Source organism: Bradyrhizobium sp. CCBAU 051011, assembly GCF_009930815.1.
GTDB lineage: Bacteria > Pseudomonadota > Alphaproteobacteria > Rhizobiales > Xanthobacteraceae > Bradyrhizobium.
The window spans coordinates 2,429,717-2,448,981 of the sequence record NZ_CP022222.1 but is presented as its reverse complement, the minus strand read 5'-3'; the positions used below and the strand labels follow the sequence as shown (position 1 = coordinate 2,448,981).

19 protein-coding genes are annotated in these 19,265 nt (G+C 63.8%); 12 read left to right on the top strand and 7 right to left on the bottom strand.

The genetic code is table 11. The annotated features are described in order from the left end of the window. Nucleotides 1-54: 54 nt before the first annotated feature. Nucleotides 55-1,113 (bottom strand): helix-turn-helix domain-containing protein, encoded by a 1,059-nt coding sequence (locus ACH79_RS11620; protein ID WP_161851143.1) that lies wholly within the window; start codon nucleotides 1,111-1,113, stop codon nucleotides 55-57. 77 nt (nucleotides 1,114-1,190) lie between these two features. Beyond that, nucleotides 1,191-1,757, bottom strand: a complete 567-nt coding sequence (locus ACH79_RS11615; protein WP_161851142.1) for a GNAT family N-acetyltransferase — start codon at nucleotides 1,755-1,757, stop codon at nucleotides 1,191-1,193. Between the two features lie 262 nt (nucleotides 1,758-2,019). Here ACH79_RS11615 and ACH79_RS11610 point away from each other — a divergent pair, with 262 nt between their 5' ends. The 3 genes from ACH79_RS11610 (at nucleotide 2,020) to ACH79_RS11600 (ending at nucleotide 4,955) form a co-directional block, all read left to right on the top strand. Next, nucleotides 2,020-2,937, top strand: coding sequence for a pirin family protein (locus ACH79_RS11610; RefSeq protein WP_161851141.1), 918 nt, complete (start codon nucleotides 2,020-2,022; stop codon nucleotides 2,935-2,937). A gap of 65 nt (nucleotides 2,938-3,002) precedes the next feature. After that, entirely contained in the window at nucleotides 3,003-3,917 is a 915-nt protein-coding gene (locus ACH79_RS11605) for a phosphoribosylaminoimidazolesuccinocarboxamide synthase (RefSeq protein ID WP_161851140.1), read from the top strand. Nucleotides 3,918-4,151: 234 nt separating this feature from the next. Then, entirely contained in the window at nucleotides 4,152-4,955 is an 804-nt protein-coding gene (locus ACH79_RS11600; RefSeq protein ID WP_161851139.1) for a crotonase/enoyl-CoA hydratase family protein, read from the top strand. Nucleotides 4,956-5,001: 46 nt separating this feature from the next. Here ACH79_RS11600 and ACH79_RS11595 read toward each other — a convergent pair whose 3' ends face one another. Then, nucleotides 5,002-6,495 (bottom strand): NAD-dependent succinate-semialdehyde dehydrogenase, encoded by a 1,494-nt coding sequence (locus tag ACH79_RS11595; RefSeq protein WP_161851138.1) that lies wholly within the window; start codon nucleotides 6,493-6,495, stop codon nucleotides 5,002-5,004. Nucleotides 6,496-6,715: 220 nt separating this feature from the next. Beyond that, the gene (locus tag ACH79_RS11590; protein WP_065726288.1) at nucleotides 6,716-7,036 is read right to left on the bottom strand and encodes a hypothetical protein; all 321 of its coding nucleotides are present in this window, start codon (nucleotides 7,034-7,036) and stop codon (nucleotides 6,716-6,718) included. A gap of 366 nt (nucleotides 7,037-7,402) precedes the next feature. Here ACH79_RS11590 and ACH79_RS11585 point away from each other — a divergent pair, with 366 nt between their 5' ends. Together ACH79_RS11585 and ACH79_RS11580 are read left to right on the top strand one after the other, a co-directional pair. Continuing rightward, complete coding sequence (locus tag ACH79_RS11585; protein ID WP_161851137.1) at nucleotides 7,403-8,596, top strand: serine hydrolase; 1,194 nt, start codon at nucleotides 7,403-7,405, stop codon at nucleotides 8,594-8,596. Between the two features lie 205 nt (nucleotides 8,597-8,801). Next, entirely contained in the window at nucleotides 8,802-10,496 is a 1,695-nt protein-coding gene (locus tag ACH79_RS11580; RefSeq protein WP_161851136.1) for an AMP-binding protein, read from the top strand. Between the two features lie 858 nt (nucleotides 10,497-11,354). On the opposite strand, the gene ACH79_RS11575 is transcribed toward ACH79_RS11580, so the two are convergent. From ACH79_RS11575 to ACH79_RS11565, 3 genes are all read right to left on the bottom strand, one after another. Next, nucleotides 11,355-11,762 carry a type II toxin-antitoxin system VapC family toxin gene (locus ACH79_RS11575; protein ID WP_161851135.1) on the bottom strand — a complete coding sequence of 136 codons (408 nt, stop codon included), beginning with the start codon at nucleotides 11,760-11,762 and terminating at the stop codon, nucleotides 11,355-11,357. Next, nucleotides 11,759-12,019: an antitoxin gene (locus ACH79_RS11570; protein ID WP_161851134.1), complete on the bottom strand. Its 261-nt coding sequence runs from the start codon at nucleotides 12,017-12,019 to the stop codon at nucleotides 11,759-11,761. The genes ACH79_RS11575 and ACH79_RS11570 overlap by 4 nt, the downstream gene beginning before the upstream one ends. Before the next feature lie 192 nt (nucleotides 12,020-12,211). Continuing rightward, nucleotides 12,212-13,213, bottom strand: coding sequence for an adenosine kinase (locus tag ACH79_RS11565; RefSeq protein WP_161851133.1), 1,002 nt, complete (start codon nucleotides 13,211-13,213; stop codon nucleotides 12,212-12,214). Nucleotides 13,214-13,420: 207 nt separating this feature from the next. Here ACH79_RS11565 and murJ point away from each other — a divergent pair, with 207 nt between their 5' ends. The 7 genes from murJ to ACH79_RS11530 all read left to right on the top strand — a co-directional run bounded on the left by murJ (nucleotide 13,421) and on the right by ACH79_RS11530 (nucleotide 19,256). Further along, complete coding sequence (gene murJ, locus ACH79_RS11560; protein WP_161851132.1) at nucleotides 13,421-14,965, top strand: murein biosynthesis integral membrane protein MurJ; 1,545 nt, start codon at nucleotides 13,421-13,423, stop codon at nucleotides 14,963-14,965. A gap of 146 nt (nucleotides 14,966-15,111) precedes the next feature. Then, entirely contained in the window at nucleotides 15,112-16,164 is a 1,053-nt protein-coding gene (trpS, locus tag ACH79_RS11555; protein WP_161851131.1) for a tryptophan--tRNA ligase, read from the top strand. 82 nt (nucleotides 16,165-16,246) lie between these two features. Next, nucleotides 16,247-16,741, top strand: coding sequence for a universal stress protein (locus ACH79_RS11550; RefSeq protein ID WP_161851130.1), 495 nt, complete (start codon nucleotides 16,247-16,249; stop codon nucleotides 16,739-16,741). Nucleotides 16,742-16,918: 177 nt separating this feature from the next. Next, nucleotides 16,919-17,488 carry a NifU family protein gene (locus ACH79_RS11545; protein WP_161851129.1) on the top strand — a complete coding sequence of 190 codons (570 nt, stop codon included), beginning with the start codon at nucleotides 16,919-16,921 and terminating at the stop codon, nucleotides 17,486-17,488. 87 nt (nucleotides 17,489-17,575) lie between these two features. Continuing rightward, nucleotides 17,576-18,271, top strand: a complete 696-nt coding sequence (gene tsaB / locus ACH79_RS11540; protein ID WP_161851128.1) for a tRNA (adenosine(37)-N6)-threonylcarbamoyltransferase complex dimerization subunit type 1 TsaB — start codon at nucleotides 17,576-17,578, stop codon at nucleotides 18,269-18,271. Continuing rightward, nucleotides 18,268-18,753 carry a ribosomal protein S18-alanine N-acetyltransferase gene (rimI, locus tag ACH79_RS11535; protein WP_161851127.1) on the top strand — a complete coding sequence of 162 codons (486 nt, stop codon included), beginning with the start codon at nucleotides 18,268-18,270 and terminating at the stop codon, nucleotides 18,751-18,753. Before tsaB ends, rimI begins: the two co-directional genes overlap by 4 nt. A 53-nt stretch (nucleotides 18,754-18,806) precedes the next feature. Further along, nucleotides 18,807-19,256: a Fur family transcriptional regulator gene (locus ACH79_RS11530; protein WP_057862685.1), complete on the top strand. Its 450-nt coding sequence runs from the start codon at nucleotides 18,807-18,809 to the stop codon at nucleotides 19,254-19,256. Nucleotides 19,257-19,265 lie beyond the last annotated feature (9 nt).

Sequence of the window (19,265 nt, the reverse complement as noted above, 5' to 3'; positions counted from 1 at the left end):
CTCAACGCGCCTCGCCGATTCCAAAATTCAATAGTAATAACAGTATGATGGTGGCTATGCCGGGCGGGCCTTCAGCCGGCGATACTCAGTCGGCGTGACGCCGGTGATCGCCTTGAAGGCGCGGTTGAAGGGCCCAAGCGACTGGAAGCCGGCGTCCATTGCAATCGTAATCACGGGGACTTCGACCTGGTTCGGATCGGCAAGCGCGGCCTTGGCCTCCGCGATCCGGTGCTCGTTGAGGAAGACATTGAAGTTGCGATAGCCGAGCCGCTGGTTGATCAGCCGCCGCAGCCGGTATTCGGGGATCCCGAGCTTGGTCGCTAGCGTGCCGATGGTGACGTTGTCGTGGCGGTAGATGCGCTCGTCTGACATCAGGCGCATCAGTGCGTCGATCAGCTTCTGATCTGCGCCGGATCCGACCACGGCCGCTTCGCCGGCATCGGCCTGAATCTCGATCGCAGCCGGAAACAGATCAGCGCCATCGACCCGCATCATCGCAATCGATATCGCTGCGACCACGACGGCCAGCGCCGCGGAGTTCAGCGTATTCGCGATCTCGACTCCGCCGCCACCGGACAGCGATATCTGCAGCATCGCGTTAAGCCCGCCATACAGCGCCGCCGCACTGACGATGACGACACGGACGCGGCGGCGGCTCTCGACCAGATCCGATGACCATGACGCGATGGTTTGCCCGACCGCGAGCCCGATGAATCCCAGCGCCAGCAGATTGATCGCAATGATCGCTGCTCTCACGCCGGAGGCCGGCGCCAGCCACATGCAATTGACGAAACTGAACGCCGTGACCGCCGCCCAGACCAGCGCATGCCACCAGCGCAGCTTGAACGTCTCCTCGAACAGTGCGCGCGTGAACAGCCAGAACACTACGACATTGCCGGTCGACAGCGCGATCACGGGTGCATGCGCCGCCGATACAGGCGACGTCGCGCCGATCGACGAAGTCACCGCATGCGCGGCCGCCCCCAAGGCAAAGGCCGCCGCCAGCCGCCCGGCCAGCACCGTCCCAAAGCCGCGATACAGCGACACCGCCAGTACCAGCAGCAGCGCCACGGTGGCGCCGCGCAAGGCGATGTCGATGGTGGAAAGCAGCATTTGGATGGTCCATTGGTGCGGGTCATTCCCGCGCAGTCAATCTAGTGAGAGTCGTTCCGTGGTTCAATTTCCGCCGATCAGCCCTTCCAGTTGCCCCGCGACGTCACCCAGCGCTCATTGATCTTGCCGGACAGATCGACGTCTCCATCCCTCCTCGCTCCCAGCCGTCGGGCGACGGCTTGCGACCGCGCGTTGGAGGATTCGATGCAATGAATGATCTCGTCGATCTCGAAAGTCGAAAACACCCAGTCGATCGACGCCCGCGCCGCCTCTATCGCGTAACCCTTGCCGCGGTATTCCTTGTCGATACCCCAGCCGACCTCAAACCCCGGCCATCCTGGCGGGCACCACGGCCCGACGCGGCCGATATAACGGCGGCTCGATTTTTCCTCGACGGCGAACATGCCAAAACCATGCAGCGCCCAATGGCCCGAGATCACGGCGGCGTTGCGCCATCCGCCGATCTCGGTTGTGATCGCCCTGCCGTCGGGCGTGATGTAGCGTGCGGTATCGGGATCGGACAGCATTGCCGTATTCGCTGATATGTCGTCGCTGCGCCATGGACGCAGGATCAGGCGCGCGGTCTCGATGACGGGACCGTCGACGCGCAGCAATCTGGCGCCGGGCTTGAGCGGAGGGATCATGGGTTTCCTGCCTCTGCCTTATTGTTCCCTATCCACGTGCTTACCGTCGTCATTGCCTGCGAAAAACGCAAGCGTTGGCGCAAGGGAGCGCAGCGACGACTTGTCCGCCGTAGCTCGAAGAGCGAAGGCGGAAGCAATCCATCTCTCGGCAAGCGGCGCTATGGATTGCTTCGCTGGCGCTCGCAATGACGTGGGGATACCGTTGCCCCGTAGTCCATCCCGCAATTGCTGTTATAATCGCACAAAAGACCAAGGAGCCCCCATGAGCTGGCAACCCTCCAACGATCCCGTGCTCGGCGATCCCAAGACCTGCGACGCCCTCGACCTCATCATCGTGCCGCGCACCCGCGATCTCGGCGATGGATTTGCGGTGCGGCGCGCGCTGCCGCATGGCAAGCGGCAGATGGTCGGGCCCTTCATCTTCTTCGATCATTTCGGCCCGGTGCAGTTCATGGCCGGCAAGGGCATGGACGTGCGGCCGCATCCGCATATCGGGCTTGCCACCGTTACCTATCTGTTCGACGGCTCGATCATGCATCGTGACAGCGAGGGCAACATCCAGGAGATCCAGCCCGGCGCGATGAACCTGATGACGGCGGGGCGCGGCATCGCGCATTCCGAACGCACGCCCGATGTGCAGCGCCGCGACGGCCAGAAGATGCTGGGCCTTCAGAGCTGGATCGCGCTGCCGGCGGGGTCGGAAGAGATCGCGCCGTCGTTCCAGCATTACGCCGCCGAGGCGCTGCCGACTGTCAAGGAGAGCGGCTTCACCGCACGCATTATCGCAGGCAGCGGCTTTGGCGTGAAATCGCCGGTCAGCATGGTATCGCCATGGTTCTATACCGAGGTGACGGCGCAGGCCGGCACCAGCGTGCCGCTCGATCCTGACCATGAGGAGCGCGCGATCTATCTGGTCGACGGCGAGGTCGAAATCGCGAGCGAGCGCTACGAGGGGCCGCGGCTGCTGATCTTTCGGCCTGGCGACCGCATCAGCGTCAAGGCGGTGAGGCCGACGCGGATGATGTTTCTGGGCGGCGACGCGCTGGAAGGCCCGCGGCACATCTGGTGGAATTTCGTTTCCTCCAGCAAGGAGCGGATCGAGCAGGCCAAACAGGACTGGAAAACCGGCCGGTTTGCCGCCGTTCCGCAAGAACATGAGTTCATTCCGCTGCCGGAGTGAGCTATTGCTCCGCTTTCCTGTTTCGGCACGCGCTTGCGCGCGTGCCTGTTCGAAAGCCTGACCGAATGAACACGATGCTCGCCAGCGATTTGCCCCTGCCCCGGATCGGCCGCGGCAAGGTGCGCGATATCTATGCCGTCGGCAGCGATTGCGTGCTGCTGCTCACCACCGACCGCATCAGCGCGTTCGACGTGGTGATGGCGGAAACCATTCCAATGAAGGGCGCGGTGCTGACGCAGATCAGCGCGTGGTGGTTCCGCCAGCTCGAAGGCGTGGTGCCGCATCACATGATCAGCGCCGACGCCGACGAAATCATCCGCAAGGTGCCCGCGCTGAAGGACCATCGCGCCGACATTCTCGGGCGCGCGATGCTGTGCCGGCGCACTACCGTCTTCCCCGTCGAATGCGTGATCCGCGGCTATATCTCGGGCTCGGCCTGGAAGGAATATGCGGCATCCGGCACGCTCGCCGGCGAGCAGCTCGAAGCCGGCCTTGTGGAAAGCGAGAAGCTGGGTACACCGATCTTCAGCCCGGCGACCAAAGCCGAGACCGGCCATGACGAGAACATCACGATGGCGCGGGTGCGCGAAATTTTGGGCAATGATGTCGCCGAGAAGCTCGAGAGCATGGCGCGCACGGTCTATAATTTCGGCGAGCGGATCGCCCGTCACCAAGGCATCATCATCGCCGACACCAAGTTCGAGTTCGGCCGCGCGGCGGATGACCGCATCATTCTGATCGACGAGGTGATGACGCCGGACTCGTCGCGGTTCTGGGCAGCCGACGTCTACAAGCCCGGCCGGCCGCAACCCTCCTTCGACAAGCAGCCGCTCCGCGACTACCTCGACGCCGAGCGCCGCGCCGGCCGCTGGAATGGCGACGCCCCGCCCCCGCCGCTGCCCGAGAGCGTGGTGGATGCGACCAGCAAGCGCTATCTCGAGGCGTATCGGCGGGTGACGGGGGATGAGCTGACTATTTAAGTCGTCATTGCGCGCGCGGTAGCCTCAACGCACGGCGCGCTCTCTCTCCCGTCATTGCGAGCGCAGCGACGCAATCCATGCCTCAACGCGGGGAAAGATGGCTTGCTTCGCGGAGCCTGTCATCGGGCGCGCATTCGCGCGACCCGTTGGCTCGCAATGACGCGGTTAGGTCACTTGCCGCACCGCCATTCCCGATGCCAAGCTGGCTCCCATAACAACAACAGGGAGCGCCCCATGACCGAAGCCGATTCCGTCCTCGTCGAACGCAACGGCCCCGTGACCATCGTTTCCATCAACCGCCCGCATTGCCGCAACGCCGTCGATGGCGCGACTGCGCGGAAACTTTACGATGCGTTCCTGGCCTTCGATGCCGACGAGAGCGCATCCGTTGCGGTGTTCGCCGGCACCGGCGGTTATTTCTGCGCGGGAGCCGACCTCAAGGCGGTGGCGGCGGGCGATCCCAACAAGAAGCGCGAGCTTGGCGGCCATGACTCGATTGCGCCGATGGGGCCGAGCCGCTTGCGACTGTCGAAGCCGGTGATCGCGGCGGTCGAAGGCTTTGCGGTGGCCGGCGGGATGGAGCTTGCGCTGTGGGCCGATATGCGCGTGGTCGCGGAAGACGCCACCTTCGGCATCTTCTGTCGCCGCTTCGGCGTGCCGCTGATCGATCTCGGCACCATCCGACTGCCGCGACTGATCGGCCATTCGCAGGCGATCGATCTGATCCTCACCGGCCGCCCGGTCGGCGCGCAGGAGGCGCTGCGGATGGGGCTGGCCAATCGCATCGTCGGCCGGGGCGAAGCCGTCGCGCACGCGATCGCGCTTGCAAGGGAGATCGCGCGCTTCCCGCAAACATGCCTGCGCGCCGACCGCCTGTCGGCACTGCAGCAATGGGACCTTGCGGAGGAAGACGCCATCGCCAATGAAATGCGCGGCGGGCTGAAAGTGATCGCCTCGGGCGAAACGCTGTCGGGCGCGACGCGGTTCGCTTCGGGCGTGGGCCGTCATGGCGCGTTTGCCGGTGACGCGAGCGATTGAGGCGAGCTGTCGTCCCCGCTTTCGCGGGGACGACGATGGATAGACGCTACACCCCGGCCATCATCACGTATTTGATCTCGACATATTCCTCCATGCCGTGATGCGAGCCTTCGCGGCCGAGGCCGGATTCCTTGACGCCGCCGAAGGGCGCGACTTCCGTGGTGATGAGCCCGGTGTTGACGCCGACCATGCCTGATTCCAGCGCTTCGGCAACGCGCCAGACGCGGCCGAGATCGCGGGAATAGAAATACGACGCCAGGCCGAACGGCGAGTTGTTGCACATCGCGATCACGTCGGCCTCGTCCTTGAAGCGGAACACCGGCGCCAGCGGACCGAATGTCTCCTCATGCGCTACCAACGCGTCCGGCTTCACATTCGACAGCACGGTCGGTTCGAAGAAGCTGCCGCCGAGCGCATGGCGCTTGCCGCCGGTGACGATCTTTGCGCCGCCCTTCACTGCGTCAGCGATATGCTTCTCGACCTTGTCGACGGCTTCCATGTTGATCAGTGGGCCCTGCACAACGCCCTGCTCGGTGCCGTCGCCGATCTTCATCGCCGCGACCTTCTTCGACAGTTTCTCGACGAACTGATCGTAGATCTTGTCCTGGGCGTAGATGCGGTTGGCGCAGACGCAGGTCTGGCCCATGTTGCGATACTTGGAGACGATGGCGCCCTCTACCGCCGCGTCGATATCGGCGTCGTCGAACACCACGAATGGCGCGTTGCCGCCGAGCTCGAGGCCGAGCTTCTTCACCCCCACTGAAGCCTGCTGATAGAGGATTTTCCCGACCTCGGTCGAGCCGGTGAAGCCGACGAAACGCACGGCGGGATGTTCGCACAGTACCTTGCCGATTGCGGACGAGTTGCCGGTGAGAATGTTGAACACGCCCTTGGGCACGCCGGCCTTTTCGGCCAGCGCGACCAGCGCCAGCGCGGTCAGCGGCGTTTCATTCGCGGGCTTGAGCACGACGGTGCATCCGGCCGCAAGCGCCGGCGACACTTTGCGCGTGATCATCGAGCACGGGAAATTCCACGGCGTGATCGCGCCGCAGACGCCGATCGGCTGCTTGATCGCGAGCAGCCGCGCATCCGGCCGTTGCGTCGGGATCGTCTCGCCGTAGACGCGACGGGCTTCCTCGGCGAAAAATTCGACATAGGCGCCGCCGATATCGACCTCGCCGAGCGCTTCGGCCAGCGGCTTGCCCTGTTCGGAGGTGAGGATCAGCGCGAGGTCCTCGCGGTTCGCAGCGATCAGCTCGAACCATTTTCGCAAAATGTTGGAGCGCTGCTTGGCGGTGTGCTTGGCCCAGGACGGGAAGGCGCGTTCGGCGGCTTCGACGGCTTGGGTCGCTTCCGCCGTGCTGAACGCTGGTACCTTTGCCAGTTCCACGCCGTTGACCGGGTTGGTGACCGGGCGCGATGGCGTGCCGACCCAGGCGCCATCGATGTAGCAGCGATCGCGCAGCAGCGAGGGGTCCTTGAGGCGGTCGTGCAGTGAGGGCTGGGAGGATTGGGCGCGTGCGGCGACGGGTGGGTTCATGGCGTACTCCTCGGATTTTCTTAGGGTTAATCCGAGTATAGGCCTGTACCATCGGCAATGCATCGGCTGCAGACGCGGGTCTGCTTCAACGAATGTTGGGGGGGCACGTCATTCCGGGGCGATGCGCAGCATCGAACCCGGAATCTCGAGATTCCGGGTCTGGTGCTAGCGCACCATCCCGGAATGACGACCTCAGCCACGCCTCGGAATGACGGCCTCCTTACGCCGCGCCGCTCATATAGGTTTCGCGGCGGCCGATCATGCGTTGCGCCGCCGCTTTCGCATCGGCCTTCGAGGAGGTCGCGCAGGTCCGGTATTCGAGATCGGGCAGTTTGGCGGTATCGCGACGGCCGAACCAGGATTTGGAGCCGACCGCAAGCTGCGCCAGCGCCTGGGCGACGTTGTCGACCGCCTCGAACGAGTGCAGCGCGCCGGTACCGGCATAGCGGACTTCATAAAGCCCGGGGGTAATCGGCGCCTCGATGTTCTCGCCCCGTCCGGGACGGGGATACCGCTTCCATTCACTCCAAGTCGAAATCATTGCGCACCTTTGCGACAGGCTGAAATTGAGACAATTTTGGTCAATTTGGACCAGCCAACGCGCAACGTTTGTGCTGGAATTTGAACGCTTTACTGCAAAAAATCGGCGGCGGGAATCGTGGCGAAATCACGATATCGTGGATGGTGAATCCGGTCACGACCATTGCCCGTCTTCCACCGCAGAATGCGGTGGGGTGTTGCCTTTGTGCCGGATGGCCCCGCAAGAACCTGCCCAAACGCATTTTAGCTTTCATCGCCCATCACGAGATCGCGACATTGCCTGCGGCCGTCCGCTCCCGCTTGCGGGATCAAGCGGCCGGGAGGAAGATCGTTCCACTTCCATAAGAAACATAGCGGGAGGTGACCCATGCAAAGCAAGGCCGCGATCGATCAGGTTCTGCGTCAGAAGTGCGAGGCAAAGGAAATTCCCGGCGTGGTCGCGATGGCGGCCAGCGGAAGCGAGGTGATCTACCAGGGCGCGTTCGGCAAGCGCGACCTCGGCAAGGACGACGACATGACCGCGGACAGCGTGTTCTGGATCGCCTCCATGACCAAGGCGATTACGTGCGCCGCCGGCATGCAGCTCGTCGAGCAGGGCAAGCTCTCGCTGGATGAACCGATCGGCAAGCTCTTGCCCGATCTCGCCTCCCCACAGGTGCTGGAAGGCTTTGACGCCAGCGGCGAGCCGAAACTGCGCCCGGCCACGAAGCCAATCACGCTGCGCCATCTCATGACCCACACTGCCGGCTTCTGCTACGACGTGTGGAACGGCGACATGGGCAAATACATGGAGAAGACCGGCACCCCGGCCATCTTCTCCTGCCTGAACGCCGCGCTGAAGGCGCCGATCATGTCCGATCCCGGCACGCGTTGGGAATATGGCATCAACATCGATTTCGTCGGCAAGGCGGTGGAAGCCGCGAGCGGCAAGCGGCTCGATGCTTACCTGCGCGACCACATGTTCGCGCCGCTCGGCATGAACGACATCGGCTTCAAGATCACGGACTCCCAGCGCCAACGGCTGGTCGGCATGCATGCGCGCGGCGAGGACGGGGCGCTGGCGCCGATCCCGTTCGAGCTGGAACAGAATCCGGAATTCCACATGGGCGGCGGCGGCCTCTACGGCACGGCGGCCGACTACATCAAGTTCACCCAGATGATCCTCAACAAGGGCCGCGGCAACGGCAACCAGGTGCTGAAGCCCGAGACCGTCGCACTGATGGGCCAGAACCACATCGGCGATCTCTCCATGGGCAAGATGGTGACGATGGCGCCGGTCTACACCAACGATGTCGATCTCTATCCGGACATCGTGAAGAAGTGGGGCCTCTCCTTCATGATCAACACCGCCAAGACAGCGGAGGGCCGCAGCGCCGGCAGCCTGGCCTGGGCCGGCCTCGCCAACACCTATTTCTGGATCGACCCGGCCCGCAACGTCGCCGGCGTGATCCTGATGCAGCTGTTGCCGTTCGCCGACGGCAAGGCGCTGGAAGCTTTTGCGGGATTCGAGCGCGGGGTTTATGCCGGGCTGGATGCGGGCAGCGGCCAGCGCGCGGCGTGATCGCCTCACGGCGCGGTGCTTCCGTTCCCTCCCCCCTTGCGGGGGGAGGGTCAGGGAGAGGGGCAAGCAGCGGGCGCTGGCTTGTGTGGCTTACCCCCACTCTCTAACTCTCCCCCGCAAGGGAGCGCTGCAGAATTCGCGGTGAATTTCATCTGTCATACTTGCAGAACTCATAATCATAGATCTCATACTCGGAGACCACACCTTGACCGACACCCTCAACAGCTACGTCTCCGGCACCGCCGACGCGCCGCTACTCGGCGACACCATCGGGCGCTGCCTTGATCAGGCCGCCGCACGCTGGGAGAAGCGCGAGGCGCTGGTTTCGCCAAGCCATGATGTGCGCTGGACATGGAAGGAATTCGCCTGCCACGTCGACGCGCTGGCGGCGGGTTTTCTTGCGCTCGGGCTGGAGCGCGGCGCGCGGATCGGGGTGTGGTCGCTGAACCGACCGGAATGGACGCTGACACAATTCGCCGCCGCCAAGGCCGGGCTCATTCTTGTCACCATCAATCCGGCCTACCGTTTGAGCGAGCTCGAATTCGCGCTGGCCAAGGTCGGCTGCGCGGCGATCGTTACTGCGACGGCGTTCAAGACCTCCAACTACATGGAGATGCTGAACACGCTGCTGCCGGAGCTGGCGACCTCGCGGCCGGGCGAACTGAAGTCGGCACGGCTACCGCAGCTGCGCGCGGTGATCCAGATCGGCGGGCCGAAATGTCCGGGCACGATCGCGTTCGAGGACGTGGCGCAAATGGGCGGCACGCGGCATCGCGAGCAACTTTCCGAGCTATCGAAGACGCTGCAGTTCGATGATGCGGTGAATATCCAGTTCACCAGCGGCACCACGGGTTCGCCGAAGGGCGTGACGCTGACGCACCACAACATCCTCAACAACGGCTATTTTGTCGGCCGCGCGATGCGGCTGACGGAAAAGGACCGCATCTGCCTTCCTGTGCCGCTCTATCACTGCTTTGGCATGGTGATGGGCAATCTCGCTTCGGTCACACTCGGCGCGACCATGGTCTACCCCGGCGAAGGTTTTGATCCGCTGGCGACCCTGCAGACCATCGAAAAGGAAAAATGCACCGCGCTGTACGGCGTGCCGACCATGTTCATCGCCGAACTCGATCACCCCGAGTTCGCGCGTTTCAATCTGAAATCGCTGCGCACCGGCATCATGGCCGGCGCGCCCTGCCCGATCGAGGTGATGAAGCGCGTCAACAACGAGATGAACATGGGCGAGGTCACCATCGCCTATGGCATGACCGAAACCTCGCCGGTCAGCTTCCAGAGCTCGACCGACGATCCGCTGGAGCGGCGGGTATCGACCGTCGGGCGCATCCATCCGCACGTCGAAGTCAAGGTCGTCGATCTCGAGGGACGCGTGGTGCCGCGGGGGATGCGCGGTGAACTCTGCACCCGCGGCTACAGCGTCATGCTGGGCTATTGGGACGAGGCGGAAAAGACCGCCGACGTGCTCGACGCCAATGGTTGGATGCACACCGGCGACATCGCCATCATCGATACCGAGGGCTATTGCAATATCGTTGGCCGCATCAAGGACATGGTGATCCGCGGCGGCGAGAACCTCTATCCCAGAGAGATCGAGGAATTCCTCTATCGCCATCCGAAAATCCAGGACGTGCAGATTTTCGGCGTGGCGGATGATCGCTATGGCGAAGAGCTGTGCGCCTGGATCCGGACCCGACCGGGCGAGACGCTCACTGCCGAGGAAGTCCGCGCGTTCTGCCAGGGCCAGATCGCCCACAACAAGATCCCGCGCTACGTCGAATTCGTCGACGAGTTTCCGATGACCGTGACCGGGAAGATCCAGAAGTTCCTGATGCGGGAAGCGGTGGAAGCGAAGCTGGGATTGAAGGCGGCGAAGACGGCGTGACGGGAAAGAGATTGCCGTCAAGCATGCCGCGCGCCTCATAATTTCAAACAGCCCGCGCTAGCCTCAGAAGTAACCTCGCCCCGCTCTTCGCGGGGAGAGGTCGGCGCAGCGCCGGGTGAGGGGCTGTCTCCACGAGTCGAGTGCATGGAGAGAGCCGCTCACCCCTACCCTCTCCCCGCGAAGAGCGGGGCGAGGGAGTAAACACACCTTCGCGATCTCGCGGCGCGTTTCGCCCGAGCTTTGCCTGATCTTTCACGCCCTTGAGAAAAGAGGGCGCAGGGAAGACCGGGTGCGCGCTGCACCCGCGGTCTCGTGTGCAATATGCGCAAAAGAACGCGCACACGAGCATACAGGTCCAGCGGAGAGCATCCGGCCTTCCCTGCGCAATGGTTTTACGGCGTACTTCGCGCTCTCCCTGGTGTGCGAATTCCTTTAGCCACCATCATCCGCGGATTGACGGATGGCGCTTGCCCGGTCGGGCCGGCGCATCCTCCGCGGACTTGACACCAGCCACGGGTGCCAGGACCACACGACTTGGCCGTACGCGGCACGCCTCAACATCAGGGGCCTCAGCGGGCTTGGTACCCATCCGCCAAGGCCTGACGAAGGCGCTTTAGCATCGGTCGTCGGCGTGCCGTCCCTTCGCTCACAGGCTCAAGAGAGCCCGCCCTGCGACGACGTTTGCGCGCCCCACCGCACCCCGCCCCGCGTTTAGTGACGATCGCGAAACGCCCCTCTTTGGGGGACGGGATGGCGTAAGTTGTAGGAGTGATTTGGGTCAATCGAGAAGCGAATTATTTTTGCGGGAGGAGCGGTTTTTGATTTGCGTTGTCGGGCAAATCAGTGCTGGGGCATCCATCACACCGCCCAATCCGTAACGATCAATCCCGGCACTCGCGAAAATTCCCTGACGTTGAGCGTCACCAAGGCCGCGTCGCGTCGACGGGCCTGCGCGGCAATCAGATAATCATAGTGCCCAATCGGCGTGCCCGCGCTTTCCAGCCGAGCACGGATATCTCCGGCGTGCGCCGCATCTTCCACCTCGAACGGGAGAACATCTATTCCAAGGCCGAGAAATTTTTCGAGCAGGCGTTCGTTATGTTCACTCCGTCCACCCTTGGCGAACCCGTAGCGCATTTCGAACAACGCGACGACTGGCAGCGCAATCGCCGTGCCTCCCCGCATCTGTTCTCCGAACCGATGGCGGAGCGACGAACTGCGTCCGTTCACGATCGCGATGACAATGTTGGTATCGAGGCAGATCATTCGTCGAAGAAGACGCGCGGGTCTGGCTCGGCCGGCGCTTCGTCCGGAATCCCGTCAGGCAGGAAGTCCTTGGCGCCAAGCGCGTCAAGCTCAGCCCAGAACTTATCGAGATCAACCGGTTGTGCCTTGAGCGGCTCAAGGATCACCTTGTCGCCGACCTTGCTGACGCGCACCTCGTTACCCTCGAAGCGAAATTCCTTGGGCAGGCGCACGGCCTGGCTGCGCCCATGCATAAATATCTTGGCGGTTGCACTCATCATCCGCCTCCGTCCATGCGGTATATATCATTGATATATACCATACGACCAGAGAGTCCGTCAACTCATCCAGCAGTGCAGGCAACTGCGCCCCGAACACGCCCGCGCACGGATGGAACGCTCTCTACCGGCAGCGAACGAGAAGAGGTGTATGCCCGGGTCAAGGCGTGGCCCGGCCGGAGAGGCCGTGGCCTACACCGGCAGCCGCTTCTGCCCCGCCAGCTCCTTCAGCGACACTTGCGGCCGCGCGCCGATATGCTGGATCACCTCGGCGGCGGCGAGCGCGCCGAGGCGGCCGGCGTTTTCATAGCCGGCATTGCGCACGAGGCCGAACAGGAAGCCGGCGGCGAACAGATCGCCGGCGCCTGTGGTGTCGACCAGCTTCTCGATCGGGTGCGCCGGCACCGCGACAACACCGTCTTTCGCCGCGACCACGCAGCCCTTCTCGCTGCGGGTGACGACGCCGAGTTTGGCATCCGTGCGGAGCTGCTTCAGCGCGCCATCGAAATCCGAGGTCTGGTACAGCGAGTGCAGCTCGGCTTCGTTGGCGAACACGAGGTCGACGGTGCCTTTGCGCATCAAATCGAGAAACTCGTCACGATAACGGTCGACGCAGAAGGAATCCGACAGCGTCAGCGCCACCTGGCGGCCGGCCTTGTGCGCGATGGTCGCCGCCTTGACGAAGGCTTCCTTGGCGCTTTGCGGATCCCAGAGATAGCCTTCGAGATAGACGATGCTGGAGGCCGCGACCTGCGCCTCATCGATGTCTGAGGGGTTAAGATCCTGCGCGGCGCCGAGATAGGTGTTCATGGTGCGCTCGCCGTCCGGCGTCACCAGGATGTAGGAGCAGCCGGTGGCGGGGCCGTCAGCGGCCGCCCTGGTCTCGTACGCGACGCCGGCGGCTCTGATGTCATGGGTGTAGAGGCCGCCGATCTGGTCGTTCTTGACCTTGCCGATGAAGGCGGCGCGCGCGCCAAAGCCGGCGACGCCTACGATGGTGTTGGCGCCCGAGCCGCCGCTCATTTCGGTCGCCGGGCCCATATCCCTGTAGATGGCGGCGGCGCGGGCCTCGTCGATCAGCGCCATGCCGCCCTTGGTCATGCCATGGCGGGCGAGAAACCCTTCGTCGGTCTGCACCAGCACGTCGAAAATCGCATTGCCGATCCCGAGAACGTCGTATTTTGCGTCAGTCATTCGTCCGTCCTGTTTACGGCGTTTGCGCGAAGGTTGCGGGGTATCAGATCGGCCCTATGGCAGCAAGGGAAGCTGGATGCCGAAAGTCTCTCGTCATGGCCGGGCTTGTCCCGGCCATCCACGTCTTCGTCACTGCAAGACCGTAAAGACGTGGATGCCCGGCACAAGGCCGGGCATGACGGGTTATGGACTGCTATAGAACCTCCAATGATCCGCTCCTTTCTCACGGTATCCTCGGGAACGCTGGCGTCGCGGCTGCTTGGATTCGCGCGCGATTCCTTGCTTGCCGCGCTGCTCGGCGCTGGCGCCATCGCGGATGCGTTCCTGGCGGCGTTTCAGCTGGTCAATGTCATCAGGCGGCTGTTGACCGAGGGCGGGCTGAACGCGGCGCTGGTGCCGGCCTGGTTGCGGGTGCGGGAAACCGATGGGGCGACTGCGGCGGCGGCGTTTGCCGGGCGCGTGCTCGGCACGATCACACTCGCCCTCATCGCGGCCACGGCGCTGCTCGCGCTCGCGATGCCGCTTGTCATCGCCGTGCTGGCGCCGGGATTCTCGGGGCGCGAGACGCTGCAATTGGCGGTCGACAATGCGCGGCTGATGCTGCCGTACCTCGCCTTTGTTGGGCCGGTGACGGTGATGATGGCGCTGTTGAACGCGCAGGGCCGTTTTGCGCTGACGGCGTTCTCGCCGCTGCTGTTCAACATCGCGCTGATCGTTGTGATGGCCGCGCTGCTGGTCGCACGACTGGATGCGGTGCAATCAGCGCAGATCGTCGCCGCGACCGTCGGCGTCGCCGGACTGTTGCAGCTATCGGTGCTGGTATTGCGCCGAGGCGAGAACATCGCAGCGCCGTTGCGAATCTCGTTCGACAAGGAGATCCGCGGCTTTCTGGCCAAGGCCGCGCCCGGCATGATGGCGTCGAGCGCACCGCAGTTGCTGATGGTCGCCGGCGCGATCATCGCATCAAGCTCGCCGTCGGCGGTGTCGTGGCTCTATTTCGCCAACCGCCTGATCGAGTTGCCGCTCGGCATCGTCGGCGTCGCCATGGGCACGGTGCTGATCCCGGAATTATCGCGCGCCGTACGGGGTGAGGATCGCGCCGCCGTCGCGCACGCGGAATCGCGCGGCCTCGAACTCGCCGTTGGCCTCGCTTTGCCGGCCACGCTCGGCCTGATCGTGTTAGCTGCGCCGATCGTGCGGCTCTTGTTCGAACACGGCGCGTTTACCGCCGATGACACAAACGCAACCGCCCGCGCGCTGATGTGGCTGACGCTGGCGCTGCCGGCGCATGTGCTGGTGAAGGCGCTGTCGCCGGCATTCTTCGCGCGCGAGGACACGATGACGCCGCTGGTCGCCGCGCTGACGGGCGTGGTGCTGGCGGTCGCGCTCGCGTACCTGCTGGGCCATTGGTACGGCACTGAGGGCATTGCGGCGGCGATTGCGCTCGGCGCGTGGAGCATGGCGTTCCGGCTTATCCGCCGCGGCGCGGAGACCTTTGGGTTCTCGATCGATCGCGAGGCAAAACGGCGGTTGCCGCGCATCGCTCTCGCCGCACTCGCCATGGGCGCGCTGCTGTGGCTTGCGACACGCTCGCTGCCTCCCCTCACCTCGGGCGCTCACGGCCTCGTGCAGGCCGTCCTGCTACTGGCCGTGATCTCGGTGGGAATAGCGACCTACGGCCTGTTTCTGCGGCTTTTCGGCGTCATCGGCTGGCGCGAGGCGGTTAACGCCATCAGGCAAACCGCACGGTAGGCTTTTTGATTTGGGCATGATCTCTTCCGAAAAACCGGTACCCACTTTTCGGGATCATGCCCTGGCCGCTTGCGCGAATAGGGCTCGCGTGGCAAACGACGGCGCGAAACAGGCATCCGATTAGGGATCCCTGGGGGAAGCTGACGATGGCTTTTGTTGAACGGGTTTTTTCGGGGGTCCAGCCGACCGGTAATCTGCATCTCGGCAATTACCTCGGCGCGATCGTCAATTTCGTGAAGATGCAGGAAACCCATAACTGCATCTACTGCGTCGTCGACATGCACGCGATCACGATGGGCGTCGACGTCTGGGGCGGCCCGGCCGAGCTGGCCCGCAACACCCGCGAGGTCACCGCGGCGTTCATCGCCGCCGGGATCGATCCGAAGAAGCACATCGTGTTCAACCAGAGCCAGGTCACCGGCCATGCCGAGCTGACCTGGATCTTCAATTGCGTGGCGCGGATCGGCTGGCTCAACCGCATGACGCAATTCAAGGAGAAGGCCGGCAAGGACCGCGAGAACGCCTCCGTCGGACTGTACGATTATCCGGTGCTGATGGCGGCCGACATTCTCTTGTACCGCGCCACCCATGTGCCTGTTGGCGAGGACCAGAAGCAGCATCTGGAGCTGTCACGCGACATCGCGCAGAAATTCAACAACGATTTCGGCGATTCGATTCGCGGCCACGGCTTCGGTGACGGATTGTTCTTTCCGCAGCCCGAGCCGCTGATCACCGGGCCGGCGACGCGGGTGATGAGCTTGCGCGACGGCACCAAGAAGATGTCGAAGTCGGACGCCTCGGACAATTCGCGCATCAACCTGACCGACGACGCCGACCTGATCGCACAAAAGATCCGCAAGGCGAAGACCGATCCGGAACCGTTGCCGTCGGAGGAAAACGGGCTGGAGAACCGTCCCGAGGCGGACAACCTCGTCGGCATCTATGCGGCGCTGGCAAATCGCAGCAAACCCGACGTGCTCCGCGAGTTCGGCGGCGGCCAGTTCTCCAGCTTCAAGAACGCGCTGGTGGAACTTTGCGTCGCAAAGCTCGCGCCGATCGCCTCCGAGATGAAGCGGCTGGTCGCCGACCCCGGCCATGTCGACAGCATCCTGGTCGACGGCGCCGACCGCGCGCGCGTCATCGCCGATGAAACGATGCGAGCGGCGCGGGACATCGTCGGTTTCATCCGAAAGAGCTAGCTGCGTCGAACAGCGACGCCGCTTGTCGAGAGTGGCTGCGCCGTGGCAGCATGCGGCGGTTTGGCGCAGCACCGGGACATGCATGACCACCCAGCGACGAAGCTACGAGACGGGTCACAAGCCAAAATGCCTTGTCATCGTTGACGACACCGCGGAATGGGACCGCGCGGTGTATTACGCCAGCCGCTGGGCGGTGCGCGTCGGCGGCGGGGTGGTGATGCTCCGCATCATCGCCATCGAGGACCAGAACCAGCAATGGCTGGGGGTCGCTGACCTGATGCGCGCCGAGGCGGAGGACGCCGCCAACGAGGCGCTCGACCGCGCCTCCGGCCGCGCCAACGGCATTGCCGCGATTACGCCAGAGCGGGTGATCCGCGAGGGCGATCCGATCACCCAGATCCTCGACGTGATCGACCAGGACGTCGACATTTCGATGCTGGTGCTGGCAGCCAATCCCGGTCCCGAGGGCCCGGGGCCCCTGATCAGCATGATGGCGCAGGTCGCCGGCTCGTTCCCGATTCCGGTCGTCATCGTGCCCGGCGATCTCACGGATTCGGACATCGACGGCCTGTCCTAAGGTATTTCTTTGTTTTGACGCGTTTTCTTCACGCGAACCGGTCCCCACTTCGCTCGAAAACGCTTTGATTTTCCAGCATAATTGCTGCTCTGCGCCCCTTGACCGTGCGCACCCCGTCGCCATCTGCTAGAGGAAACCCACGCGCCGGCCTTGAACCGGCGACGCCGGAGAAAACCTATGTTCATTCAGACTGAAGCTACGCCCAATCCCGCCACGCTGAAATTCATTCCGGGCCGCACCGTGCTCGATGCCGGCACGATGGAATTTTCGAGCCGCGAAGCCGCTGCCCGCTCGCCGCTTGCCGAACGGCTGTTCGGCGTATCAGGCGTTTCCAGCGTGTTCTACGGCTATGATTTTGTCACCGTGACCAAGGCGGACGGCGACTGGCAGCACCTCAAGCCCGCGATCCTCGGCGCCATCATGGAGCACTACATGTCAGGCGCGCCGCTGCTCGCGGACGGCACCGCCGGCAACGACGAGGCTTCCGACGAGGAAGGCGAGTTCTTCAACGAGCAGGACGCGGAAACGGTCGCGACCATCAAGGACCTGATCGAGACCCGGGTGCGGCCGGCCGTCGCCAATGACGGCGGCGACATCACCTTCCGCGGCTTCAAGGACGGCGTGGTATATCTCAACATGAAGGGCTCCTGCGCCGGCTGCCCATCATCGACGGCAACGTTGCAGCACGGCATCCAGAATCTGCTCCGGCATTTCGTGCCCGACGTGGTCGAAGTCCGGCCGGTGTAAGAGGAAGCGAATGGCGAGTAGCGAGTGGCGAATAGAGACTGATATCGATAATCTATTCGCTACCCACCATTCGCTACTCGCCCTCTCATGCTGATCCTCTCCATCGATACCGCGCTCGATGCCTGCGCCGCGGCTGTGCTCGACACCGGCGCGGGCGTCATCGCGCAGGAATCGCAGGCGATGAAGCGCGGCCACGCCGAAGCCCTGATGCCGCTGATCGCGCGCGTGATGAAGGCATCCGGCGTCGGCTTTGCCGCACTCGACCGCGTCGCCGCAACGACCGGCCCCGGGAGTTTCACCGGCTTGCGCGTCGGCCTTTCCGCCGCCCGTGGCATTGCGCTCGCCGCCGGCAAGCCGGTCGTGGGCGTAACGACGCTGACCGCGTTTGCTGCGCCCATCGTCAGCGCGAACAGCGAACATCCCGTCATATCAGCCGTCGATGCGCGGCATGATCATGTCTATTTCCAGGTGCTCGGCGGCGACGGCGGTTCGCTGATCAAGCCGAACGTTGCGCCGGTTGCGGAAGCGCTCGACGCGGCACGCTTCGGCGCGCCACACCTGGTCGGCAACGCGGCGAATATCCTCGCCGACCGCTGGCCGGCCGATGCGCCACCGCCTTTCAAAGTGGATCAGCAGGCCGCGCCCGATATCGCCTGGGTAGCGTGGCTGGGCGTCGCGGTCACTCCCGAGAGTTCGCCGGCGCGGCCCTATTACCTGCGCGCGCCCGATGCCAAGCCGCCGAAGGATTCGTTGTCCGGCGCAGCGCAGCCGCCGTCATCATGATGGCGTGGCTCTCCGATTGGTGGGGCGGCGGCACGGCGGTGATCGAACCGGCGATCCAGCGCGACGCGGCGCGTCTGGCGCAACTACATGGCGCATCGTTTCACCGCGGCTGGGGCGAAGGCGAATTCGAGGTGATGCTGACCGAGCGCAACACGCTCGTGCACCGCCTCAGGCTTGGGCGCAAGATCATCGGCTTTGCGGTGTCGCGTATGGCGGCCGACGAGGCCGAACTGTTGTCGATCGCCATCGATGCGAATCAGCGCGGCCGTGGCCTGTCGCGCAACCTTTTGCTGACACATCTCGGTCATCTCGCGGGCCACGGCGTATGCAAGGTCTTCCTCGAAGTCGAAGAGAACAATCAGCCGGCGCGGCGGCTGTATGAATGGGCCGGATTTGAGGTCGTCGGCCGCCGGGAACGCTACTATCAGCAGCCCGGAGGCGAACAATTGAATGCACTTCTGATGCGGCGCGACTTGTCGTAATATGCACGCGTGTGGCACAAAGCCCTGATCCGCCCTTCAAGGCCTTAGAGACCATGACCGCATTGAAATCTCCGTCTGCGCAGAAAAATACCGGCATCGAGGCGCGCTGCGCCGCCACCGGCATGCGCATGACCGAACAGCGCCGGGTGATCGCACGCGTGCTGGCCGATTCGGTCGACCATCCTGATGTCGAGGAGCTCTACCGACGCTGTGTCGCGGTCGACGACAAGATCTCGATTTCGACGGTGTACCGCACCGTCAAGCTGTTCGAGGATGCAGGCATCATCGAGCGGCATGATTTCCGCGAGGGCCGCGCGCGCTACGAGCAGATGCCCGACAGCCACCATGACCATCTGATCAATCTGCGCGACGGCAAGGTGATCGAGTTCACCTCCGAGGAGATCGAGAAATTGCAGGCCGAGATCGCCAGAAAACTCGGCTACAAGCTGGTCGATCATCGGCTGGAGCTTTATTGCGTCCCGCTCGACGAAGACAAAACCTGATCGCGAGCC